The organism is Micromonospora sp. I033, assembly GCF_053890995.1.
In genome coordinates this window covers 1-20,846 of record NZ_JBSSLX010000045.1, presented here as the reverse complement: position 1 = coordinate 20,846, position 20,846 = coordinate 1, and the positions used below count along the sequence as shown (strand labels likewise).

At 71.9% G+C, this 20,846-nt stretch carries 17 protein-coding genes; 7 read left to right on the top strand and 10 right to left on the bottom strand.

What is annotated here, in order from left to right:
• The first annotated feature begins 49 nt into the window (after positions 1–49).
• The 3 genes from mmsA to ACW0Q9_RS10850 all read left to right on the top strand — a co-directional run bounded on the left by mmsA (position 50) and on the right by ACW0Q9_RS10850 (position 4,053).
• Entirely contained in the window at positions 50–1,597 is a 1,548-nt protein-coding gene (mmsA, locus tag ACW0Q9_RS10860; RefSeq protein WP_456180151.1) for a multiple monosaccharide ABC transporter ATP-binding protein, read from the top strand.
• Complete coding sequence (gene mmsB, locus ACW0Q9_RS10855) at positions 1,594–2,892, top strand: multiple monosaccharide ABC transporter permease (protein WP_091306330.1); 1,299 nt, start codon at positions 1,594–1,596, stop codon at positions 2,890–2,892. The genes mmsA and mmsB overlap by 4 nt, the downstream gene beginning before the upstream one ends.
• A gap of 78 nt (positions 2,893–2,970) precedes the next feature.
• Positions 2,971–4,053, top strand: a complete 1,083-nt coding sequence (locus tag ACW0Q9_RS10850) for a substrate-binding domain-containing protein (protein WP_456180148.1) — start codon at positions 2,971–2,973, stop codon at positions 4,051–4,053.
• Positions 4,054–4,158: 105 nt separating this feature from the next.
• On the opposite strand, the gene ACW0Q9_RS10845 is transcribed toward ACW0Q9_RS10850, so the two are convergent.
• Positions 4,159–9,618, bottom strand: a complete 5,460-nt coding sequence (locus ACW0Q9_RS10845; protein ID WP_456180146.1) for an ATP-binding protein — start codon at positions 9,616–9,618, stop codon at positions 4,159–4,161.
• A gap of 327 nt (positions 9,619–9,945) precedes the next feature.
• Between ACW0Q9_RS10845 and ACW0Q9_RS10840 the strand changes: the two genes are divergently transcribed.
• Positions 9,946–10,632: an NADPH-dependent F420 reductase gene (locus tag ACW0Q9_RS10840; protein ID WP_456180144.1), complete on the top strand. Its 687-nt coding sequence runs from the start codon at positions 9,946–9,948 to the stop codon at positions 10,630–10,632.
• Between the two features lie 36 nt (positions 10,633–10,668).
• Positions 10,669–11,706 (top strand): LLM class flavin-dependent oxidoreductase, encoded by a 1,038-nt coding sequence (locus tag ACW0Q9_RS10835; RefSeq protein WP_456180142.1) that lies wholly within the window; start codon positions 10,669–10,671, stop codon positions 11,704–11,706.
• An 83-nt stretch (positions 11,707–11,789) separates the two neighbouring features.
• On the opposite strand, the gene ACW0Q9_RS10830 is transcribed toward ACW0Q9_RS10835, so the two are convergent.
• Positions 11,790–12,251 carry a MarR family winged helix-turn-helix transcriptional regulator gene (locus tag ACW0Q9_RS10830; protein WP_456180140.1) on the bottom strand — a complete coding sequence of 154 codons (462 nt, stop codon included), beginning with the start codon at positions 12,249–12,251 and terminating at the stop codon, positions 11,790–11,792.
• A 138-nt stretch (positions 12,252–12,389) separates the two neighbouring features.
• Between ACW0Q9_RS10830 and ACW0Q9_RS10825 the strand changes: the two genes are divergently transcribed.
• A complete protein-coding gene (locus ACW0Q9_RS10825; protein ID WP_456180138.1) occupies positions 12,390–12,950 on the top strand; it encodes an NADPH-dependent FMN reductase in 561 nt (186 codons plus the stop codon).
• A 69-nt stretch (positions 12,951–13,019) separates the two neighbouring features.
• Here ACW0Q9_RS10825 and ACW0Q9_RS10820 read toward each other — a convergent pair whose 3' ends face one another.
• The gene (locus tag ACW0Q9_RS10820) at positions 13,020–13,772 is read right to left on the bottom strand and encodes a GAF and ANTAR domain-containing protein (RefSeq protein WP_456180136.1); all 753 of its coding nucleotides are present in this window, start codon (positions 13,770–13,772) and stop codon (positions 13,020–13,022) included.
• A gap of 214 nt (positions 13,773–13,986) precedes the next feature.
• On the opposite strand from ACW0Q9_RS10820, the gene ACW0Q9_RS10815 reads away from it, so the two are divergent.
• The gene (locus ACW0Q9_RS10815) at positions 13,987–14,349 is read left to right on the top strand and encodes an STAS domain-containing protein (protein WP_456180134.1); all 363 of its coding nucleotides are present in this window, start codon (positions 13,987–13,989) and stop codon (positions 14,347–14,349) included.
• Between the two features lie 153 nt (positions 14,350–14,502).
• Here the strand turns inward: ACW0Q9_RS10815 and ACW0Q9_RS10810 are convergent, their stop codons facing one another.
• The 7 genes from ACW0Q9_RS10810 to ACW0Q9_RS10780 form a co-directional block, all read right to left on the bottom strand.
• Positions 14,503–15,747, bottom strand: a complete 1,245-nt coding sequence (locus ACW0Q9_RS10810) for a MalY/PatB family protein (protein ID WP_456180132.1) — start codon at positions 15,745–15,747, stop codon at positions 14,503–14,505.
• Between the two features lie 10 nt (positions 15,748–15,757).
• Entirely contained in the window at positions 15,758–17,008 is a 1,251-nt protein-coding gene (locus ACW0Q9_RS10805; RefSeq protein ID WP_456180130.1) for an acyl-CoA dehydrogenase family protein, read from the bottom strand.
• On the bottom strand, positions 17,008–18,036 hold the full coding sequence (locus tag ACW0Q9_RS10800) for a phosphotransferase family protein (protein WP_456180128.1): 1,029 nt from the start codon (positions 18,034–18,036) through the stop codon (positions 17,008–17,010). Before ACW0Q9_RS10800 ends, ACW0Q9_RS10805 begins: the two co-directional genes overlap by 1 nt.
• Positions 18,033–18,485: a MaoC family dehydratase gene (locus tag ACW0Q9_RS10795; RefSeq protein ID WP_456180122.1), complete on the bottom strand. Its 453-nt coding sequence runs from the start codon at positions 18,483–18,485 to the stop codon at positions 18,033–18,035. Before ACW0Q9_RS10795 ends, ACW0Q9_RS10800 begins: the two co-directional genes overlap by 4 nt.
• Before the next feature lie 17 nt (positions 18,486–18,502).
• On the bottom strand, positions 18,503–19,258 hold the full coding sequence (gene fabG, locus ACW0Q9_RS10790; RefSeq protein ID WP_456180120.1) for a 3-oxoacyl-ACP reductase FabG: 756 nt from the start codon (positions 19,256–19,258) through the stop codon (positions 18,503–18,505).
• Positions 19,259–19,294: 36 nt separating this feature from the next.
• Complete coding sequence (locus ACW0Q9_RS10785) at positions 19,295–19,951, bottom strand: HAD family hydrolase (protein ID WP_456180118.1); 657 nt, start codon at positions 19,949–19,951, stop codon at positions 19,295–19,297.
• On the bottom strand, positions 19,948–20,846 hold an 899-nt coding region (locus ACW0Q9_RS10780), incomplete at its 5' end, for an NADPH:quinone oxidoreductase family protein (RefSeq protein WP_456180116.1). The genes ACW0Q9_RS10780 and ACW0Q9_RS10785, both read right to left, overlap by 4 nt.

The following is a 20,846-nucleotide window of genomic DNA, read 5'->3' as shown; positions in this document are numbered from 1 at the left end:
GGTCATAACCCGCGGAGGCGGCCATGACGTTGGCAAGGTGGTGGGAGCGATGAGCGATCTGCCCGTCCTCCTGGAGATGCGCTCCATCACCAAGGAGTTCCCCGGCGTCAAGGCCCTGGCCGACGTCAACCTGGTGGTCCGCGCCGGCGAGATCCACGCGATCGTCGGCGAGAACGGTGCCGGCAAGTCGACGCTGATGAAGGTGCTGAGCGGCGTCTACCCGTACGGCAGCTACGACGGCCAGATCATCTACCAGGGCGCGGAGACCCGCTTCTCGGACATCCGGGCGAGCGAGAGCGCCGGGATCGTGATCATCCACCAGGAACTCGCGCTCATCCCGGACATGTCGATCACCGAGAACATCTTCCTCGGCAACGAGCCCCGCAAGCGGGGGGCGATCGACTGGAAGGCCGCGAACCGCATGGCGCTGGACCTGATGGCCCGGGTCGGCCTGCGGGAGGACCCGGACACCCTGATCAAGGACATCGGCGTCGGCAAGCAGCAGCTCGTGGAGATCGCCAAGGCGTTCGCCAAGGACGTCAAGCTGCTCATCCTGGACGAGCCGACGGCCGCACTCAACGAGGCCGACTCGCAGCACCTGCTCGACCTGCTGCGCGGCTTCCGCTCGCGGGGCATCACCTCGATCATGATCTCGCACAAGCTGAACGAGATCGAGGCGATCGCGGACGAGATCACCGTTCTGCGTGACGGCCGGACCGTCGAGACGCTCGACGTCAAGGCGGACGGCGTCGACGAGGACCGGATCGTGCGCGGCATGGTCGGGCGCGAGCTGCACAGCCGGTTCCCGGACCACACCCCGAAGATCGGCGAGGTCTTCTTCGAGGTCCGGAACTGGAACGTCCGGCACCCGATCTCGGCCGAGCGGCAGGTCTGCAAGAACGAGAGCTTCGTCGTCCGACGGGGCGAGATCGTGGGCTTCGCCGGGCTGATGGGCGCCGGCCGCACCGAGCTGGCCATGAGTGTCTTCGGCCGCTCCTACGGGGTGTACGAGTCGGGCACGATCATCAAGGACGGCAAGGAGATCGTCCTGAAGTCGGTGGCGGACGCGATCGCCCACGGGCTCGCGTACGTCAGCGAGGACCGCAAGGCGCTCGGCCTGAACCTCCTCGACGACATCAAGACCTCCACGGTGGCCGCGAAGCTGTCGAAGATCTCGCGCCACGGCGTCCTGGACGAGGTGGCCGAGTACAAGGCGGCGGAGGCCTACCGGCGGGACCTGCGCACCAAGGCGCCGACGGTCGACGAGGGCGTCTCCAAGCTGTCGGGCGGCAACCAGCAGAAGGTCGTCCTGGCGAAGTGGATGTTCACCGACCCGGACCTCCTGATCCTCGACGAGCCGACCCGCGGCATCGACGTGGGCGCCAAGTACGAGATCTACGGCATCATCCAGCGGCTCGCCGACCAGGGGAAGGGCGTCGTCGTCATCTCCTCGGAGCTGCCCGAGCTGATCGGGCTCTGCGACCGCATCTACACCGTGTTCGAAGGCGCCATCACCGGCGAGATCGCCCGGCAGGACGCGGACCCGGAAACCCTCATGAAGCAGATGACCTCGACGAAGAAGATGCAGACACGATGAGCCGAATCAAGGACCTGCAGAAGAACCTCTTCGGAGGGACCACGTCCAACGCCCGCCAGTTCGGGATGATCTTCACCCTGGTGGCGATCGTCGTCCTGTTCCAGATCCTCACGGACGGCCTGACCCTGCGATCGGACAACCTGATCGCGCTGTTCAACCAGAACTCGTACATCCTCATCCTGGCCATCGGCATGCTCATGGTGATCGTCGCCGGGCACATCGACCTCTCGGTCGGCTCGATCGCCGCCTTCACCGGCATCCTGGTGGCCAAGTCGATGGCGGAGTGGTCGCTGCCCTGGCCCGCCGCCATCCTGTTCGGCCTGGTGATCGGCGCGATCATCGGCGCCTGGCAGGGCTTCTGGGTCGCCTACGTCGGGGTGCCGGCGTTCATCGTCACCCTGGCCGGCATGCTGCTCTTCCGGGGCGGCAACCAGTTCATCGGCAACGCGAACACGATCTCGGTGCCGGAGGGCTTCCGGGTGATCGGCTCGGGCTTCCTGCCCGAGGTCGGCCCGAACACCGGCTACAACAACCTGACGCTCCTGCTCGGCCTCGCCGCGTGTGTGGCCGTGGTGTGGCGGGAGTTCCAGGCCCGCAAGACCCGCCGGGAGATGGACGCCGAGCCGGCCCCGATGTGGATCTCGGTGCTCCGGATGGCCGTCATGGTCGGCGTGATCGTCTTCGCGTCGCTGCGGTTCGCCAGCGGCCGGGTCGGCACGAGCTTCCCGGTCTCCGGCATCATCCTGGTGGCGCTGGTGCTGGCCTACTCCTTCTACACCCGGAACACCGCCGGCGGCCGGCACATCTACGCCGTCGGTGGCAACTCCCGCGCCGCGGAGCTCTCCGGTGTGAAGCTCAAGCGGGTCAACTTCTTCGTCATGATGAACATGGCCGTCCTGGCCTCCCTGGCCGGCATGATCTTCGTGGCCCGCTCGGCCGCCTCCGGGCCGCAGGACGGCAACGGCTGGGAGCTGGACGCGATCGCCGCGGTCTTCATCGGTGGCGCGGCCGTCGCCGGTGGCATCGGCACCATCAGCGGCTCGATCGTCGGCGGTCTGGTCATGGCCGTGCTGAACAACGGCCTCCAGCTGCTCGGCGTCGGCACCGACCGGGTCCAGATCATCAAGGGCCTGGTGCTGCTGCTGGCCGTCGCGCTCGACGTCTACAACAAGAAGCAGGGCAAGTTCTCCGTCATCGGCAGCCTCACCCGCTCGTTCCGCCGCGACACTCCCGCCCCGCCCACGGCACCACCCGGCGCGGACCGGGAGACCGCCCGCACGGCCGTGCCGAGCTGACGTTCCACCCCGCCTCACACCCCGTATCACCTCTCCAGAAGGGCACCACCAGCCATGCGTAAGATGATCGGCAAATCGATGGCCATCGGCGCCATCGCCGCGCTGGCCCTGACCGCGACCGCCTGCGGCTCCGGCCGCGACGGCGACACCGGCGGCGCCAAGGGCGACACCAAGGGCTTCGCGGCCGACTCCCTGATCGGCGTCGCCCTGCCGTCGAAGACCTCGGAGAACTGGGTCCTCGCCGGTGACCTCTTCACCAACGGCCTCAAGGAGGCCGGCTTCAAGAGCGACGTCCAGTACGCCGGCGCGTCGACCACCGTCGCCGACCAGCAGGCGCAGATCACCGCCATGGTGACCAAGGGCGCGAAGGTCATCGTCATCGGCGCGACCGACGCCGCGCAGCTGTCGACCCAGGTCGCCGCGGCGCACGCCGCCGGCGCGAAGGTGATCGCGTACGACCGCCTGATCACCAACACCCCGGACCTCGACTACTACGTCGCGTTCGACAACTTCAAGGTCGGCCAGCTCCAGGGCCAGGCCCTGCTGGACGGCATGAAGGCCAAGAAGCCGAACGGCCCGTACAACATCGAGCTGTTCTCCGGCTCGCCGGACGACAACAACGCCGGTGTCTTCTTCAACGGCGCCATGAGCGTGCTCAAGCCGGAGATCGACAAGGGCAACGTGGTCGTCGCCTCGAAGCAGACCGACGTCAAGCAGACCGCCATCCAGGGCTGGAAGGCCGAGGGCGCCCAGGCCCGCATGGACCAGCTGCTGACCTCGACCTACGGCAACAAGGAGCTGGACGGCGTCCTCTCCCCGAACGACACCCTGGCCCGCGCGATCATCACGTCGATCAAGGGTGCCGGCAAGAAGATCCCGGTCGTCACCGGCCAGGACTCCGAGGTCGAGTCGGTCAAGTCGATCATGGCTGGCGAGCAGTACATGACGATCAACAAGGACACCCGGAACCTGGTCAAGCAGACCATCGAGATGGTGAAGGCCCTGCAGGCCGGTAACACCCCCGAGGTGAACGACACCAAGTCGTACAACAACGGCGTCAAGGTCGTCGACACCTACCTGCTCCCGCCGGTGGCGGTCACCAAGGCCAACGCGGCCGAGGCGTACGCCAACGACCCGAAGCTGTCGCCGCTCACCAAGTAATCCCCTCGCACGAAGGAAGGGCCCCGGAGTTCGCTCCGGGGCCCTTCGTCGTGTCCTGAGACCCCCGGCGCGGTCGGGGCGAGCGCCCCGACCGCGCCGGTCCGGTCAGCGCAGGTGCGCCTCGATGGCCTCGATGACGCGCGGACGGAGTTCGGCGGCGCGGATGACCGCGTCGACGGAGCCGACCTCGACGGCGCGCTGGATGCTGTGCACCCGGTCGAACTCGGTGGCCACCTCGCCCAGCTTCTCCGCGCGCACCGACGAGCGGAGCTCGTCCAGTTCAGCGGTCAGCGCGGCGCGGTCGGCGCCGGACGCGGCCGCCACGCGGGCCTCCAGGTCCCGTACCCGGGGGTCGGCCGCCGTGCGGGCGTTGACGTCGCCGGAGAAGACCACCGCGGCGGCCGGGGCGCCGCCCAGCACCGAGGCGAACGAGCCCTCCAGCGCCAGCACGGTCATGCTGGGGTTCAACGCCTTCGAGAACACCACGAACGCCCCGCCGTGGTACCGCGAGATCACGCAGAACACGATGGGCCCGCGGAAGTTCACGATGGCGCGGCCGATCTCGGCGCCGTACTCCAGTTGCAGCTTCCGCATCGACTCGGGCGAGCCGTCGAAGCCCGACAGGTTGGCCAGCACCACCAGCGGCCGGTTGCCGCTTGCCGCGTTGATCGCCCGCGCTGCCTTCTTCGACGAGCGGGGGAACAGGGTGCCCGCCGTGTAGGTGTCCGGGCCGTCGGTGGGCGGGAAGCCGCGGCGCGGCACCGACCGGGACTCGATGCCGAGCAGGCACACCGGGATGCCGCCGAGGTGCACGTCCTGCACCACCGCGGTCTCCGCGTCGGCCATGCCCGCCCAGCGTTCCAGCACCGGGTGGTCCTGGTCGGCGAGCGCCCGCATCACGGTCCGGATGTCGAACGGCTTCTTCCGGTCCGGGTTGGCGGTGGGGGAGAAGATCTCGCCGACGGTGGTGAAGTCGCTGCCGGCGACGGTGTGCGGGAAGTCCGAGATGTCCCGGTCGACCGGGTCGCTCGTCGTCGCCCGCCGGGGCGCCGACTCGCCCGGCGCCACGTACGTGTGGTCGTAGTGCGCCATCAGCACGTCGCGCGCGGCGGGGAGGTCGGGTGCCCAGTACTGGGCCTGCCCGTTCGGACCCATCACCCGGTCGTAGCCGCCGATGCCGAAGTTGTCCTCGGCCGACACGCCGCCGGAGAAGTCGAGCGACTGCTTGCCGGTGAGCACCATCGCCGAGTCCGGCGTCATCACCAGGACGCCCTTGGTGTGCATGAGCATCGTCGCCTCGGCGTTCCAGTACGGCTGCGCGCCGACGTTGATGCCCGCCACCACGATGTTGATCTCACCGCCGTCCTGGGTGAACTCGACGATCCGCTTGAGCGCGGCCGCCACCCAGTCCATGTTCTCGGTGCCCGACGTCATGGAGATCCGGGCGCCGGCGGAGAGCGCGTACCACTCCAGGGGCACCCGCATCCGCTCGGCCAGGTCCAGCGCGGCGATCACCCGGCGGCACTCCGGCTCCGACAGCGCGCCGAGCGACTTCGTGGGGTCGCCGAGCAGCACGACCCGGGTGACGCCCTGCGGGTGCCGCGGGGTGGGCGTGGTGACCACGCCCGCGACGATCGCCGCCGAGTTGCGCCCCCTGGGCCGGTCGACCGGCACCAGCGCGTGCTTCTCGTCGAGGTCGTGCTCGACGAAGTCGCCGAGCATGCCGGTCAGCTCGTACGGGTACACCGTGTTGCGGCTGCTCGCGCGGAGCACCTTCAGCCGGTAGTCGTCGAGCGGTTCGACCGGCTCGACCGGCGGTTCGCCGACGCTCAGCTCGGCGCCGCCGGTGGCGGTGAAGGAGATCCGTACCGCGATCTTGGTCAGCTCGCCGGTCCGCCGGTCGCGCTGCCGGGCGATGAAGAGGATCTCCTCCAGGCCGGCGCCCGCGGTCGTCGGGCGCACCCGCCCGGCGATCATCTCCATCTCCTCGCGGGTCAGCTCGCTCGGCGGCCAGACGTAGATCACGATGCGGTTGGTCTGGAAGCGCGACTTCGACGGCCGCCGCGACTGCGCGCGGCGGATCGAGTCGAGGCAGGCGGCCACGGTGTCCTCGGTCGTCGGCAGCGCGACCAGCCGCCCGTCCTGCTCGCGCAGCTCGGTCAGGTCGCGCACCTGCGCGAACGCCACGAGGCGCTGGTCCGACGGGTTCTCCCGGGCCACGCACTGGAAGAGGTAGACCTCCTCGTCCGCCGACGGCAGCCGGGTCAGGTCGAACTTGCTCAGCCGCTCCAACTGCATCCGCTGCGCGATGTACGGGTGCAGGCCACGGATCAGCCGCTCCTCGGCCATCCCGTCGTCGGACGGGCGGAAGGTGAAGTGGTGGTGCATCACCGCGCCGGCACGGCCCGCGACGGTGGTGGTGACCCGGCGGACCTGGTGCGGGAGCGGGTGCGCGTTGACGGCGTCGTGCAGCGCCGCCGCCATCGCGTCGAAGTCCTCCGGCTGGTCCTCCCACGCGAGGTAGATGTCGGCGTCGATCGCCTCCGCGCCGCCGGCCAGCTCGGCGAGTCCGCGCAGCGCGCCGCCGAGCGCGTCGAAGCGCACCGCGGCGGAGACCACGCTCGAGTCCGCGCGCTCGGCGACCACGAACGTGCAGCCCGCGATCTCGCGGGTGCGGACGCCGGTGAGCCCCTTGTTGCCGTAGTACCGCCGGGTCAGCACCTCCAGCATCACCGCGTTGTCGAGGTGGTCGCGGACCAGCCGCTGGCCGAGCAGCCGTACGAGGGGCTCGGTGCTGCGCACCATCTCCGCGACCCGCTCGCCGCGGTCCGGCGCGTCCGGGTGCGCGTCCAGGTGCCGCAGGTGCCTGCGGACCTCGGCGTAGACGCGGGCGCGGTTGCGGCGCAGCAGCGGCTGGGCGAACCAGGCGAACACCACGCCGCGCGCCAGGTCGGCGACCACCGGGAAGCGGACCTGCGTGGCGGCCACCAGCCGCTCCAGCGCGAGGCCGGCGGGCTCGCGCAGCGTCTCGTCCGGCGGGGACTCCCGCAGCCAGGACCGCAGCAGCGTCGCGACGACCGTGGCGTCGGCGGAGGCCCGCTGCTGGGCGAGGAAGATCCGGAAGACGGCGGCTTCCAGCTCGGGGGAGCGCTCCAGGTCGGTGACCCCGTAGTGGCCGAGCGCCTTGGCGAGCTTGGCCTGGAACGCCGCAGGCAGCCCGGCGCGCTCGATGTCGAGGCTCTGCAGGTAGGTGTGGAAGTACTCGCGGGCGCTCGGGACGTGGCCGTCGCCGTCCTCGCCCGTCGGCCGGTTGCGGCTCAGCTCGGCGAGGTCGGCGAAGACGTTGACGAGGTCGAGCTCCTCGGCCAGCGGCCGGTGGCCGTCCTCGGTGGCCGCCCGGCGGGCGGCGAGGTAGTCGTCGAGCACCCGGCGGTCGTCGTGCGGGTCCACGTCGAAGCCGAGCAGCAGGCTGCGCAGGTCCTCCTGGCCGCGCGTGGCGCGCTGGCGCGCCGGAATCTCGCCGGACTCGGCGGGAAGGTCCAGCTCGACGGAGGCCGCGGCCGGGTCGTCGGCGGCCTCGGCGCCTTCGTCGGCCAGCGGCTCCAGCCGCAGCAACGGTGCGCCGGCCTCCACCTGGCTGCCCACCGAGACGGCGCATTCCTTCAGGCGTGCCCTGAACGGCGCCCGCAGCACCGTCTCCATCTTCATGGCCTCCAGCACCAGCACCGGCGCGCCGGCCTCCACCTCGGCGCCGATCGCCAGCGGTGTGGCGACGACCAGCGCGGGCATGGGAGAGCGGAGGACGCCGCCCTCGTCCCGGCTGACCCGGTGCGTCACGCCGTCCACCTCGACCAGGTGGATCGGCCCGTGGGTGGCGGTGAGCAGGCGGTACCGGACGCCGTTGACGGCGATCTGCCCGGTGTGCCGGTCGAAGCGGTCCAGCTCGACGTCGGCCGTGCGGACGTCGCCGGCCGTTTCGATGCCGACGCGGAACCGGTGCGCGCCGATCCGCGCCACCCGCATCCGGTAGCCGACGCCGCGCAGCTTGAGGTCCAGTGGTCGGCCGCTCTTGTGCTGCACCTGCGGGCGGCCGCCGGAGGCCGTCGACAGCAGCCGCTGCCGCTCGACGCGCTCCTCCTCCTCGTACGCCTCGATGGCGGCGGCCGCCAGCGCGACGGCGGAGTGCCGGTGCGCCACGAGGCGGCCCTCGCCGCGGACCCGGTCGATCCAGCCGGTGTCCGCACTGGCGTCGATCACCTCGGGCTGGTCGAGCAGGTCGAGCACGAAGCTCTTGTTCGTGGCGCCGCCCTCGATGATCACCGTGGTGTTCGCCATGGCCCGGCGCAGCCGGCCGAGGGCCTCGTCGCGGTCGCGGCCGTAGGCGATGATCTTCGCGATCATCGAGTCGAAGTCGGCGGGGATGGTGTCGCCCTCGCTGACGCCGGTGTCCACCCGGATGCCCGGCCCGGCGGGCAGGTCCAGCCGTGCGATGCGGCCCGGGGAGGGCGCGAAGTCGCGGTCGGGGTCCTCGGCGTTCAGCCGGGCTTCGATGGCGTGCCCCCGCTCCACCGGCGGCTCGCCGACGAGGCGCCCGCCCGAGGCCACGTGCAGCTGCGCCTTGACCAGGTCGAACCCGGTGGTGGACTCGGTGATCGGGTGCTCCACCTGGAGGCGGGTGTTGACCTCCAGGAACGCGAACAGCCGGTCGCCGGGGTGGTAGAGGAACTCGACGGTCGCCGCGCCGCGGTAGCCGACCGCGACGGCCAGCCGTTCCGCCGAGGCCTTCAGCTCGGCGGCCTGCTCCGGGCTGAGCACCGGCGACGCCGACTCCTCGATGACCTTCTGGTTACGCCGCTGCACCGAGCAGTCCCGGACCCCGAGCGCCCACGCGGTGCCCTGGCCGTCGGCGATCACCTGCACCTCGACGTGCCGGGCGCCGGTGACCAGGCGCTCCAGGAACACGATGCCGCTGCCGAACGCCCGCGCGGCCTCCTGGCTGGTGCGCTCGTAGGCGTCGGCCAGCTCGGCCTCGTTCGTGATCACGCGGATGCCGCGCCCGCCGCCGCCGGCGGTGGCCTTCAGCATGAGCGGGTAGCCGATCTCGGCCGCCGCCGCCCGGGCGGCGTCCAGGGTCTCGACCGCGCCACGGCTCCACGGAGCGACCGGCACGCCGACCTCCTCGGCGATCAGCTTCGCGCCGATCTTGTCGCCGAGCTGGCGCATGGCCTCCGGGCTCGGCCCGACGAAGGTGACCCCGATCTTCTCGCACAGCTCGGCGAACGCCGGATCCTCCGCGACGAAGCCCCAGCCGACCCAGGCGGCGTCGGCCCGGGTCTCCACCAGCGCGCGCTCCAGCGTCGTCAGGTTCAGGTACGGGCGCGCGGAAGCGGGACCGAGATCGTAGGCGACGTCGGCCTCCCGCACGAACGTGGCGTCGCGGTCGACGTCGGTGTGCAGGGCTACGGTCTCGATCCGGGTCCCGGTCTCCGCGGCCAGCTCCCGGACGGCGTGGATGAGCCGCATCGCGGCCTCTCCACGGTTGACGATGGCGATACGGCTGAACACCCGACCGACCCCTCCGTTGGACCCACGATGTACGCGCCGCGAGGCGACGGCCCCCGGCAGTGATCACCTTTCCCTCTGCCGGGCGGCGGCGCCATGTCGTAACCGCCGAACCCTGAGCGGCGCCGGTTGTAGGAACCGAACAAAACTTTTTGGCGCTCCTCGGGGCAGGGGCGGCTCCACTCGCCGAAGCTGGCGGCCCCGGTCACCACCGGGTGCCCCACCGCGCGTCTCCATCGTCGTCACGCTCCCGGGAGTGTGATCGAGACATCCTTGATCGGTCAAGCATGGGAGATATGCTTGACCGGTCAAGGAAATGAGGTGGCAGGCATGGGTGACGACGGTCTCGCGGCCGGTCAGGCTCCGGCCGCGACGGCGACCCTGTCGTCCCGGCCCCGGCTGGCCGTGCTCGGCGCCGGACACACCGGGCCGGTGATCGCCCGGGTCGCCATGGCGGCCGGGTATCCGGTGGCGATCGCGGCCTCCGGCGACCCCGCGAACATCGCCCTGATCGTCGACGTGCTGGCCCCCGGCGCCGAGGCGCGCTGGGCGGCGGACGCCGTCGCGGACGCCGAGGTCGTCGTGCTGGCGATGCCGCTGCACCGGTTCCCGACCCTCGACCCCGCCGTGTTCGCCGGCAAGCTCGTGGTGGACACGATGAACTACTGGCCGCCGGTCGACGGAGTCCAGGAGATGTTCGACGATCCCCGGTACGGCAGCAGTGAGATCGTCCAGCGCCGGCTCGCCCGGTCGACGGTCGTGAAGACGCTGAACCACATCGGCTACCACGAGCTCGAGGACGACCGCCGCCCGGCGGGCGCGCCGGACCGCCGCGCGCTCGGCGTCGCCGGGGACGACGTCGCCGCGGTGCGGACCGTGGCGGACCTCGTCGAGCGCATCGGCTATGACGCCGTCCGGCTCGACAGCCTGCGTGCCGGCCGGCTGCTCCAACCCGGCGGCCCGGTCTTCGGCGTGCCGCTGGGCCGGGTCGAGTTCACGCGGGCGCTGGCCGGCTAGCCGCCCCCGCTCCCACCACAGAGACAGAGGCTCATCGTGACCACCTTTCCGCTCGTACTCGGCCTGGACACCTTCGGCGACGTCACCCACGACGCCGACGACCGCCCGGTCTCCCATGCCCGGACGATCCGCGACATCGTCGAGCAGGGTGTCCTCGCGGACCAGGTCGGCGTGGACTTCTTCGGCATCGGTGAACACCACACCGACGACTTCCCGCTCTCCGCCGCCGACGTGGTGCTCGGCGCGATCGCGGCCCGCACCACCCGGATCCGCCTCGGCTCGGCGGTCACGGTGCTTAGCTCCGACGACCCGGTGCGGGTCTTCCAGCGCTACTCCACCCTGGACGCGGTTTCCGGCGGCCGGGCGGAGGTGATCCTGGGCCGCGGGTCGAGCATCGACTCGTTCCCGCTGTTCGGCTACGACCTGGCCGACTACGAGCAGCTGTTCGAGGAGAAGGCGCAGCTCTTCGCCGAGCTGCGCAAGGGCGGGCCGGTCACCTGGAAGGGCACGATGCGCGCGCCGCTGCGCGAGCAGGACGTCGTGCCGCACACCGAGTCCGGCCCCTTCCCGGCCTGGATCGGCGTCGGCGGCAACCCGCAGTCGGTGATCCGCGCCGCCCGGTACGACTACGCCCTGATGCTCGCGATCATCGGCGGGTCACCGGCCCGCTTCGCCCCCTTCTCCCGCCTGTTCCACCAGGCGCTCGCGCAGCTCGGCAAGGACCCCCTGCCGATCGGCGTGCACTCGCCCGGGCACGTCGCCGCCACCGACGAGCAGGCCCGCGAGGAGTTCTTCCCCCGCTACCAGCAGGTCATCCGCCGGATCGCCCGGACCCGCGGATTCGCCGTGCCGACCCGGGAGTCCTTCCTGCACGAGGTCGGGCCGCACGGGGCGCTCTACGTCGGGTCGCCCGAGACGGTCGCCCGGAAGATCGCCGCGAACCTCCCCGTGCTCAGCGCGAACCGCTTCGAGATGAAGTACGGCATGGGCGGCCTCTCGCACGGGTCCCTCATGACCGCCATCGAGCTCTACGGCACCGAGGTCATCCCGCGCGTCCGGGAGCTGCTGGGCTGACCTGGTCCGGTCCGGCCGTCCGCGCCGCGGGCGGCCGGACCGGTCGGCGGGGGCAACGGTCGCCGGGTCGGTGGGCCGAGGGCTCAGTCGGCCGTGCCGACGCGCTGGAAGGCGCGGGCCAACCGGGCCAGGTCGATGCCGTCGAAGTGGTCGAGGAACCGCCGCCGCACGCTGGCCAGGTGACTCGGCCACGACTCCTCGAGCCGGGCGAAGCCGGCGTCGGTGAGGACGGCGTTCCACCCGCGCGCGTCCTCCGCACACCTGGTCCGCTCGACCAGGCCCTGCGTCTGCAGGCGAGCGATGGTGCGGGTCATCCCGCTCAGCGAGAGCTGGCACGCCGCGGCGAGCTCGCTCATCCGCATCCGCCGGCCGGGCGCCTCGGAGAGGTTCATGAGTGCCGTGTACTCGGTGAGGGGGAGCTGGCGGTCACCCACCATGTCGGCGTCGATCGCGCGGGGCAGCACGTGCATGATCCGGCCGAGCGAGCGGACCAGTGCCTCCTCCTCGGCGTTCAGGGGGCGCGGCGATGTCGGTGCGGCGGACATGACCCCATCCTACTTGCTTGACCGAGCAATGACACGGATGTCGGTGACGGGTGCCACACGATCATTAGTTGCTTGACGAAGCAAATAATGGTTAGCGTGTGCTTGACCAGGCAAGGACTTTCGAAGGGCAGTCACGACATGACCAGGATCGGAATCATCCTCGGCAGCACCCGCCCGGGCCGTAACGGCGAGGCGGTCGCCCGCTGGGTGCTCGACGTCGCCAAGCAGCGCGGCGACGCGCAGTACGAGCTGGTCGACCTGCTCGACCACCAGCTGCCGCACCTGGACGAGGCGTACCCGCCGGCCATGGGCCAGTACACCCAGCCGCACACGCTGCGCTGGGCCAACACCATCGCGTCGTTCGACGGGTTCGTGATGGTCACCCCGGAGTACAACCACTCCACCTCGGGCGCCCTGAAGAACGCCATCGACTTCCTCTACGCGGAGTGGAACAACAAGGCCGTCGGCTTCGTCAGCTACGGCTCCGCCGGCGGCACCCGGGCGGTGGAGCACCTGCGCCTGATCGCCGGCGAGCTGCAGATGGCCGACGTCCGCTCCCAGGTGGCGCTGTCGCTCTTCACCGACTTCGAGAACTTCAGCGTCTTCAAGCCCAGCCAGTTCCAGCGGGACGCCCTCACCGCCACGCTCGACCAGGTCGTCGCCTGGAGCACCGCGCTCGCCCCGCTGCGCAACCGCTGAACGCACGTCCGACACCTACCGGAGACGGCCGCGGAACCCCCGCGGCCGTCTCCGTTTCCGGTGCGTCGCTCAGGAGCCCTGGCGGGGGGTCACGAATCCGGAGACCGGTTGCGGCGACTCGCCGCTGACCTGGGTGATGATCTCCGCAGCCACGTCGCGCAGCTTGCGGTTGCGATTCTGCGACGCCTGGCGGAGCAGGGTGAACGCCTGCCTGGCGGTGCACCGCTGTTGGCCCATGATGACCCCGAGGGCCTGGTCGATGATGCTGCGGGACGCCATGGCGTCGGTGAGTTGCTGATGCAGGAGGCTCTGGTCCGCCTGGCGGAGGATGACGCTCAACGCCGCCGAGGCCTGGTCCGTGAACGCCAGGGCCTGCCGGCGTGCCGGGTCGGTGAAGGCGTGCGGCTGGGTGGCGTAGAGGTTCAACGCGCCGACGGTCTCGCGGTCTACCGTCATCGGCAGTGACAGCGAGCTGACGATGCCGAGCCGGAGCGCGTGTTCCCGGTAGCGGCCCCAGCGTTCGTCGTCGCGCAGGTCGACCACCTCGACCACCTGCCCCTGGCGCAGGGCCTCGAGACAGGGGCCCTCGTCGGCCCCGTACTGGATCTCGTCGCCCCGCGCGGCGAGGTCGCCGCTGCTGGCGACCGTGAAGGCGCCGCCGTCCCGGCGCACGGTCAGCCCGCAGGCCACGGCGGGGGTGACCACCTCCGCCGCGACCCGGACGACCTGATCCAGGAACACGTCGACGTCGCGCGAATCGGCCAGCAGCGTCAACAGCCGGCCGGAGGCCGAGGCCGGAGACGGGCCAGCAGCATCGGACACCACTGCTACCTCCTCACATCCATGTGCCCGTTGGGCGGCGAGACGCTCTACTTGCCGGGAGCCCACGTTCCCCCGGTCGGCAGGGTGCCAATCGGGCGGGAAGCGAGCTAGTGTCGAGGCGGGTTCGGACATGAGCCCAGGACCAGTGCCGGGCCGCCGACGGTGAGCCCGGACATCAGCCCGGTCCGGAGATCCTCATCGGGAGGAGCACCTCATGTCCGTCTATCACGCGCAGCCTCACGCGGCGCCGGAGAACACCCGCCCGCCGTCCCTGTCCCTGGCGCACGCCCGGGAGGGCCCGGCGATGGTGGTGGCGGTGGGGGGCCCACTCGACATGGCGACCGCCGACCCGCTCGTCGACCTCGTGGACCGGCTGGTGGCCGGCCGACCGCCCGCGGTGCTGGTGCTCGACCTGAGCGGGGTGACCTTCTTCTGCGCGGCCGGCGTCAACGCGCTGCTGACGATTCGCGGACGGGTCGGCTCGGCCGGCTGCACCCTGGTGCTGCGCAGGCCCTCCCGGATCACCGTCACGGTCCTCGACATCGTCGGCCTCAGGGACGAATTCACCACCGAGTGACCTGCCTTTCCCTCCGCACGTGTCGACGGACGGCAGCGGTCACATCGGACTCCGGCCCGCCGGCACGCGTCGAGATACCCGAAGTGGATCAGCTCGAAACGGCGGAACACCCGTGATCCGAACCACCGGCACCGCCCCCGCGGGGGACCGGGCTCAGGCTGGCGGGCGGTGCGCCTCGACGGCCCGGCCCATCCGGGTGACGGCCTCGGTGAGGATCGCCGGCGAGGTGGCGAAGTTGAGGCGTACGAAGCCGGTCCCGCCGGTGCCGAAGACGTGCCCGGAGCTGAGGGCCACCCGCGCCTGGTCGAGGAACATCCTCGCCGGACCGGCGACGTCGCTGGCCACCCCGGGCTCGCCGGCCGCCTGCTCGGTGGCGACGCCCAGCCCGGTGCAGTCCAGCCAGGCGAGGTAGGTGCCCTCGGGGCGGTGGTAGCCGACGGCCGGGAGGTGCTTCCCCAGCAGGGTCTCCAGCAGCGTGCGGTTGGCGTCGAGGCCGTCGAGGAGGAGGTCGAGCCACGGCCCGCCGTCGCGGAACGCGGCGGTGTGCGCGAGCACGCCCAGGTGGCTGGGGCCGTGGCTGACCTCTTCCGGCATCCGCCGCAGGTCGGCGGCGGCCCGCGGCCCGGCGACCGCGAGCGCCGCCTTGAGGCCGGCGAGGTTCCACGCCTTGGAGGCGGAGGTCAGGGCAAAGGCGTCCTCGGCGCCGGCCACCGTGAGATAAGGGGTGAAGTGCGCCCCGGGCAGCACCAGCGGGGCGTGGATCTCATCGGAGATCACCCGTACGCCGTGCCGGCCGGCCAGGTCCGCGACCGCCTCCAGTTCGTCCCGGCGGTGGACCACGCCGGTCGGGTTGTGCGGGTTGCAGAGCAGGAACGCCGGCCGGCGGCCGCTGGCCCGGGCCCGCCCGAAGGCCTCGTCGAGAGCGGCCCGGTCCATCCGCAGGTCGGCGCCGAGCGGGGCCTCGATCACCTGCCGGCCGGCGTTGCGGAGGAAGGCGTAGAAGGGCGGGTAGACGGGGGAGCAGACCACCACGGCGTCGCCGGGGTCGGTCACCAGCCGGAGCACCTCGACGATGCCCATCATCACGTCGGGCACGACCGTGGTGTGCGCGACGCGGAAGCCGTGCCAGCCCCAGTGGCCGGCGGCGAAGGCGCCGAGCGCCTCGGCGTACGCCGTCCCGTGCGCGTAGCCCGTGTCACCGAGGTCGATCGCGCGGCGCAGCGTGTCGGCCACCGGCGCGGCGAGGGGTACGTCCTGCTCGGCCACCCAGAGGGGGAGCACGTCGGGCGGGTGCATGCGCCACTTCACGCTGCTGCGCTGCCGCAGGTCGTCGAGCGTGAGCGCGGTGAGCGGATTGCCGGCCGGGGAGCCGTCGGCCGAGGGGGCGGGGCCTGCCATGCCCACCACCCTAGGCCGTCGGGCGTCCGCTGGTGTTCCGCTGCCTCGCGGCGGCCTGGCGCCGCAGCTCGTGGCGGGCCAGGGCGTTCCGGTGCACCTCGTCGGGTCCGTCGGCGAACCGCAGCGTGCGGATGCGGGCGTAGGCGGCCGCCAGCGGGAAGTCCTGGGACAGGCCCGCGGCACCGTGCACCTGGATGGCCTTGTCGAGAATCCACTGGACGGTCGCCGGGGTGGCGATCTTGATGGCCTGGATCTCGGTGTGCGCGCCCTTGTTGCCGACCGTGTCCATCAGCCAGGCCGTCTTGAGCACCAGCAGCCGCAACTGCTCGATCCGCACCCGGGCCTCGGCGATCCACTCGCGGATCACGCCCTGCTCGGCCAGGGGCCGGCCGAACGCGACCCGCTGCTCGGCGCGGGCGCACATCAGCTCGACGGCCCGCTCGGCGAGGCCGATGGAGCGCATGCAGTGGTGGATGCGGCCGGGACCGAGCCGGGCCTGCGCGATCGCGAACCCGTCGCCCTCGGCGCCGATCAGGTTCTCGACGGGCACGCGCACGTCGTGGAACGCCAGCTCGGCGTGCCCGCCGTGGTCGTGGTCGTCGTAGCCCAGCACCGCCATGCCCCGGATGATCTCCAGGCCGGGGGTCTCCCGCGGGACCAGCACCATGGACTGCTGGCGGTGCCGCTCGGCGCTCGGATCGGTCTTGCCCATGACGATGAAGATCCGCGCGTTCGGGTTCATCGCGCCGGTGATCCACCACTTCCGGCCGTTGATCACGTAGTGGTCGCCGTCCCGCTCGATCCGGGTGGCGATGTTCGTGGCGTCCGAGGAGGCCACATCGGGCTCCGTCATGGCGAACGACGAGCGGATCCGGGCGTCCAGCAGCGGTTCCAGCCACTGCTTCCGCTGCTGATCGGTGCCGAACATCGCCAGCACCTCCATGTTGCCGGTGTCCGGAGCGGCGCAGTTCAGCACGGCGGGCGCCAGGTGGCTCCTACCGGTGATCTCGGCGAGCGGGGCGTACTGCAGGTTGGTCAGGCCGGCGCCGTGCTCGCCCGGCAGGAAGAGGTTCCACAGCCCCCGCTTCCGCGCCGCGCCGCGCAGCTGCGCGAGCACCGGCACCGAGTCCCAGGCCCAGCGGTTGCCGAGCTGGCCGAGCTGCTCGTGGAAGACCTCCTCGGCCGGGTGGATCTGGCGGTCCATGAAGTCCAGGAGGTTGTCGCGCAGGCCCTCGGTGCGCGGGTCCAGGCTGAAGTCCATCAGTGCTCCTTGAGATAGGTCAGGCCGGCGTCGAGGAGCAGCTCGGTGACCTCGCCGAGCTGCGCGAAGCCGGCGCCGACGGTCTGGCCGCGCAGGTGCCGGAAGTGGATGCCCTCGAGGATCGCGGCCAGCTTGAAGGCCGCCAGGCCGAGGTGGAAACCGAGTCGGGGGAGGCCGCGGCCGCTCGCCGCCGCGTACCGGTCGAGGATCCCGTCCTCGGTCAGGAAGCCCGGCGCGGACGACGCCTCGGCCACCGCGGTGCCGACGAGCCGGCCGAGACGCTGGTAGAGCACCAGCAGCGCCAGGTCGGTGAGCGGGTCGCCGAGCGTGGCCATCTCCCAGTCGATGACCGCGGCGAGCCGGTCGCGGTCGTCGACGAGGACGTTGTCGAGGCGGTAGTCGCCGTGCACGATGCCCGGCGCCGCGTCGGCCGGCACGTCGGACGCCAGGCGGGCGTACAGCTCATCGGCGGCCGGCAGGTCCCGGCAGTACGACGCGTCGAGCTGCTTCTTCCACCGCCGCACCTGCCGCGCCAGGAACCCCGCGGGCCGGCCGAAGTCGGCCAGTCCCACGGCCGCCGGGTCGACCGCGTGCAGGGCGGCGAGCGTGTCCACCAGCCTGGTCGAGATGACCCGGGTGCGCTCCGGCCCGAGCGGCTCCAGCTCGGCCGCCTGCCGGTACGCCGTGCCGGTGACCCGCTCCATCACGTAGAACGGCGCGCCCAGCACGCCGGCGTCCGGGCAGAGCGCGTAGGTCGCCGGCACCGGCACGTCGGTGGCCCGCAGCGCCGACATGACCCGGTACTCCCGGGCCATGTCGTGCGCGGTCGACAGCACGTGCCCCAGCGGCGGCCGCCGCACGATCCAGGTCGTCCGCCCGTCGCCGACCTCGTAGGTGAGGTTGGACTTCCCGCCGGCCAGGAGCCGGGCGGTCGACAGCCCGGCGGCCCCGGGCACCGCGGCGGCGAACCAGTCGGCGAGCTTGGCCAGGTCGAGGCCCGGCGGGTCCTGCGGCGCCGGCCCGGTCACGGGACCAGGACGCTGACGGTCTCGACGACGCAGGCCGGCTTCCCGGCGCCCGCCAGCTCGACGGTCACCTTCGCGGTCAGCTGGTAGCCACCTCCGCCGGGCACCAGCGACAGCAGCTCCACCCCGGCCCGCACCTCGGAGTCGACGGGGACCGGAGTGGGGAAGCGCAGTTTGTTGGCGCCGTAGTTCACGCCCATGCGCACGCCCTCGACCCGGTACACCTGCCAGACCAGCATCGGCACCAGCGACAGGGTCAGGTAGCCGTGGGCGATGGTGCCGCCGAACGGGCTGCGGGCCGCCTTGACCGGGTCGACATGGATCCACTGGTGGTCACCGGTCGCCTCGGCGAAGGCGTCGATCTGCTGCTGCGTGATCCGGTGCCAGCCGGAGTGCCCGAGGTGGGTGCCGACCGCCTGCTCCAGCTCCTCGATGCCCTGGAAGACCTTCATGCTCTGTCCCTTCCCGCTCAGGCCTTCGGCCCACCGGCGACGTACAGCACCTGGCCCGACACGAAGCCGGCGCCCTCGCTGACGAGGAACGACACGGCGTGGGCGATGTCCTCCGGGGTGCCGGTGCGGGCGACCGGGATCTGCGCCGCGGCGGCCTGCTTGAACTCCTCGAACGGCACGCCGAGCCGGGCCGCGGTGGCGGCGGTCATCTCGGTCTCGATGAAGCCCGGGGCGATCGCGTTCGCCGTGACGCCGAACCTGCCGAGTTCCAGGGCGAGGGTCTTGGTGAAGCCCTGCAGCCCCGCCTTCGCGGCCGCGTAGTTGGCCTGGCCGCGGTTGCCCAGCGCGGAGGTGCTGGACAGGTTGACGATCCGTCCCCAACCGGCCCCGGTCATGTAGGCCTGCACGGCGCGGGTCATCAGGAACGAGCCCCGCAGGTGCACGCCCAGGACGGCGTCCCAGTCGTCGGTGGTCATCTTGAACAGCAGGTTGTCCCGGGTGATGCCGGCGTTGTTGACCAGGATCGTGGGCTCCGCCAGCTCTCCGGCGATCCGGTCCACGGCCGCCCGCACCGCCTGCTCGTCGGCGACGTCGGCGCCGACCGCCAGGGCCCGGCCGCCGGCGGCCTCGATCTCGTCGACGACCGGCCGGCACGCCGCCTCGTCCAGGTCGACGACGGCGACGGCGACGCCGTCGCGGGCCAGTCGCCGCGCGACGCCGGCCCCGATGCCGCGGGCCGCTCCGGTGACGACTGCGGTGCGGGTGATGGTCATGCGGGTCAACTCCTCCGTGGGTGGGGATGTGGCGGGTCAGCGCGGCGGTGCCGGCGGTAGCGCGGGAACCAGTTCGGTGAGCGCGGCCCGGGTGGTGTCGGCGTCGGTGTGCCAGAGCGCCCGCATGCCGACCGCGCGGGCGCCGAGCACGTGGGGCTCGGCGTCGTCGACGAACAGCACCCGGTCGGCCGGCAGGCCGAGCCGGTCCAGGGTGAGGGTGTAGATCGCGGCGAGAGGCTTGCGCAGGCCGACGTCGGCGGAGATGACGACCGGGTCGAAGAGCCCGTCGATCAGCTCCCGGGGGTAGGTGTTGCCCCAACTGTTGGAGAGCAGCCCGACGCGGACGCCGAGGTCGCGCAGTTCCCGTGCCAGGGCGACCATCGCGGGGTCGGGGCGAACCCCGGCGAACAGCCGGGCCAGGACCCCGACCGGGTCGACGGGACGCCCGTCGAGCGTGGTGAGCTCGGCGGCGAGCAGGACATCGAACTCCTCGACGCTCAGCACCCCGGTCTCCAGGCGGTGGATGGGGGTGCCGTCCGGGGCGTCCCGGGACAGCCAGGCCTTGAGCGTGCGCGAGAACGACCCGGGCTCGATGCCGTCGCTGCGCAGCCACGCGGCGATGGAGGCCCGCACCGGCCCGGTGAGCACGCCGCCGTAGTCGAAGACCACCGCGTCCACCTGGTTGGCGCTCACGGGACGTACACCACCCGGCCGACGGTGGCGCCGTCGGCGAGCCGCTGCACCCCGGCGGCCACCTCGTCGAGCGGGAGGCGCTCGCTGACCAGGGGCCGCACCGCGCCCTGGGCGGCCAGCGCCGTGAGCGCACGATGGCACTCGGCCACGGCGGCCGGGTCGTGGCGCTGGTACAGGCCCCAGTGCAGGCCGACGATCGAGTAGTTCTTCACCAGGGCGTGGTTGAGCGCGGCGGACTGGATCCGGCCACCGGCGAAGCCGACCACCAGGATCCGGCCCTCGAAGGCCACGCACTTGGTCGACCGCTGGTAGGTGTCCCCGCCGACCGGGTCGTAGACGACGTCGGCGCCCCGGCCACCGGTCTCGGCCCTGACCACCTCGACGAAGTCCTCCTCGTGCCGGTCGACGACCACGTCGGCGCCGAGCGCGCGGGCCGCGGCCGCCTTCTCCGGACCGCCCACGACGCCGATCACCCGGGCGCCGGCCGCCTTGCCGAGCTGGACGGCCGCGCTGCCCACGCCGCCGGCCGCCGCGTGCACCAGCAGCGTCTCGCCGGCGCGCAGCCCGGCCCGCCGGTGCAGGCCGAACCAGCCGGTCTGGTATCCGATGTAGAGCGCGGCCGCCTCGGCGTCGTCGAGCGCCGCGGGCGCGGGGAACGTGGCCGCCGCGTCCAGCAGCGCGTACTCCCCGAATCCGCCGTACGGCAGCGTGGCGCCGCCGAGCACCCGGTCGCCGAGGGCGAACCCGGCCACGCCCGCGCCGAGCCCGACGACCTCGCCGCAGAGTTCGACCCCGGGGGTGAACGGCAGCTCCGGCCTGACCTGGTATTCGCCGCGGCACATGAGCACGTCGGGGAAGTTGGCCGGACAGGCCAGCACCCGCACCACGAGCTGAC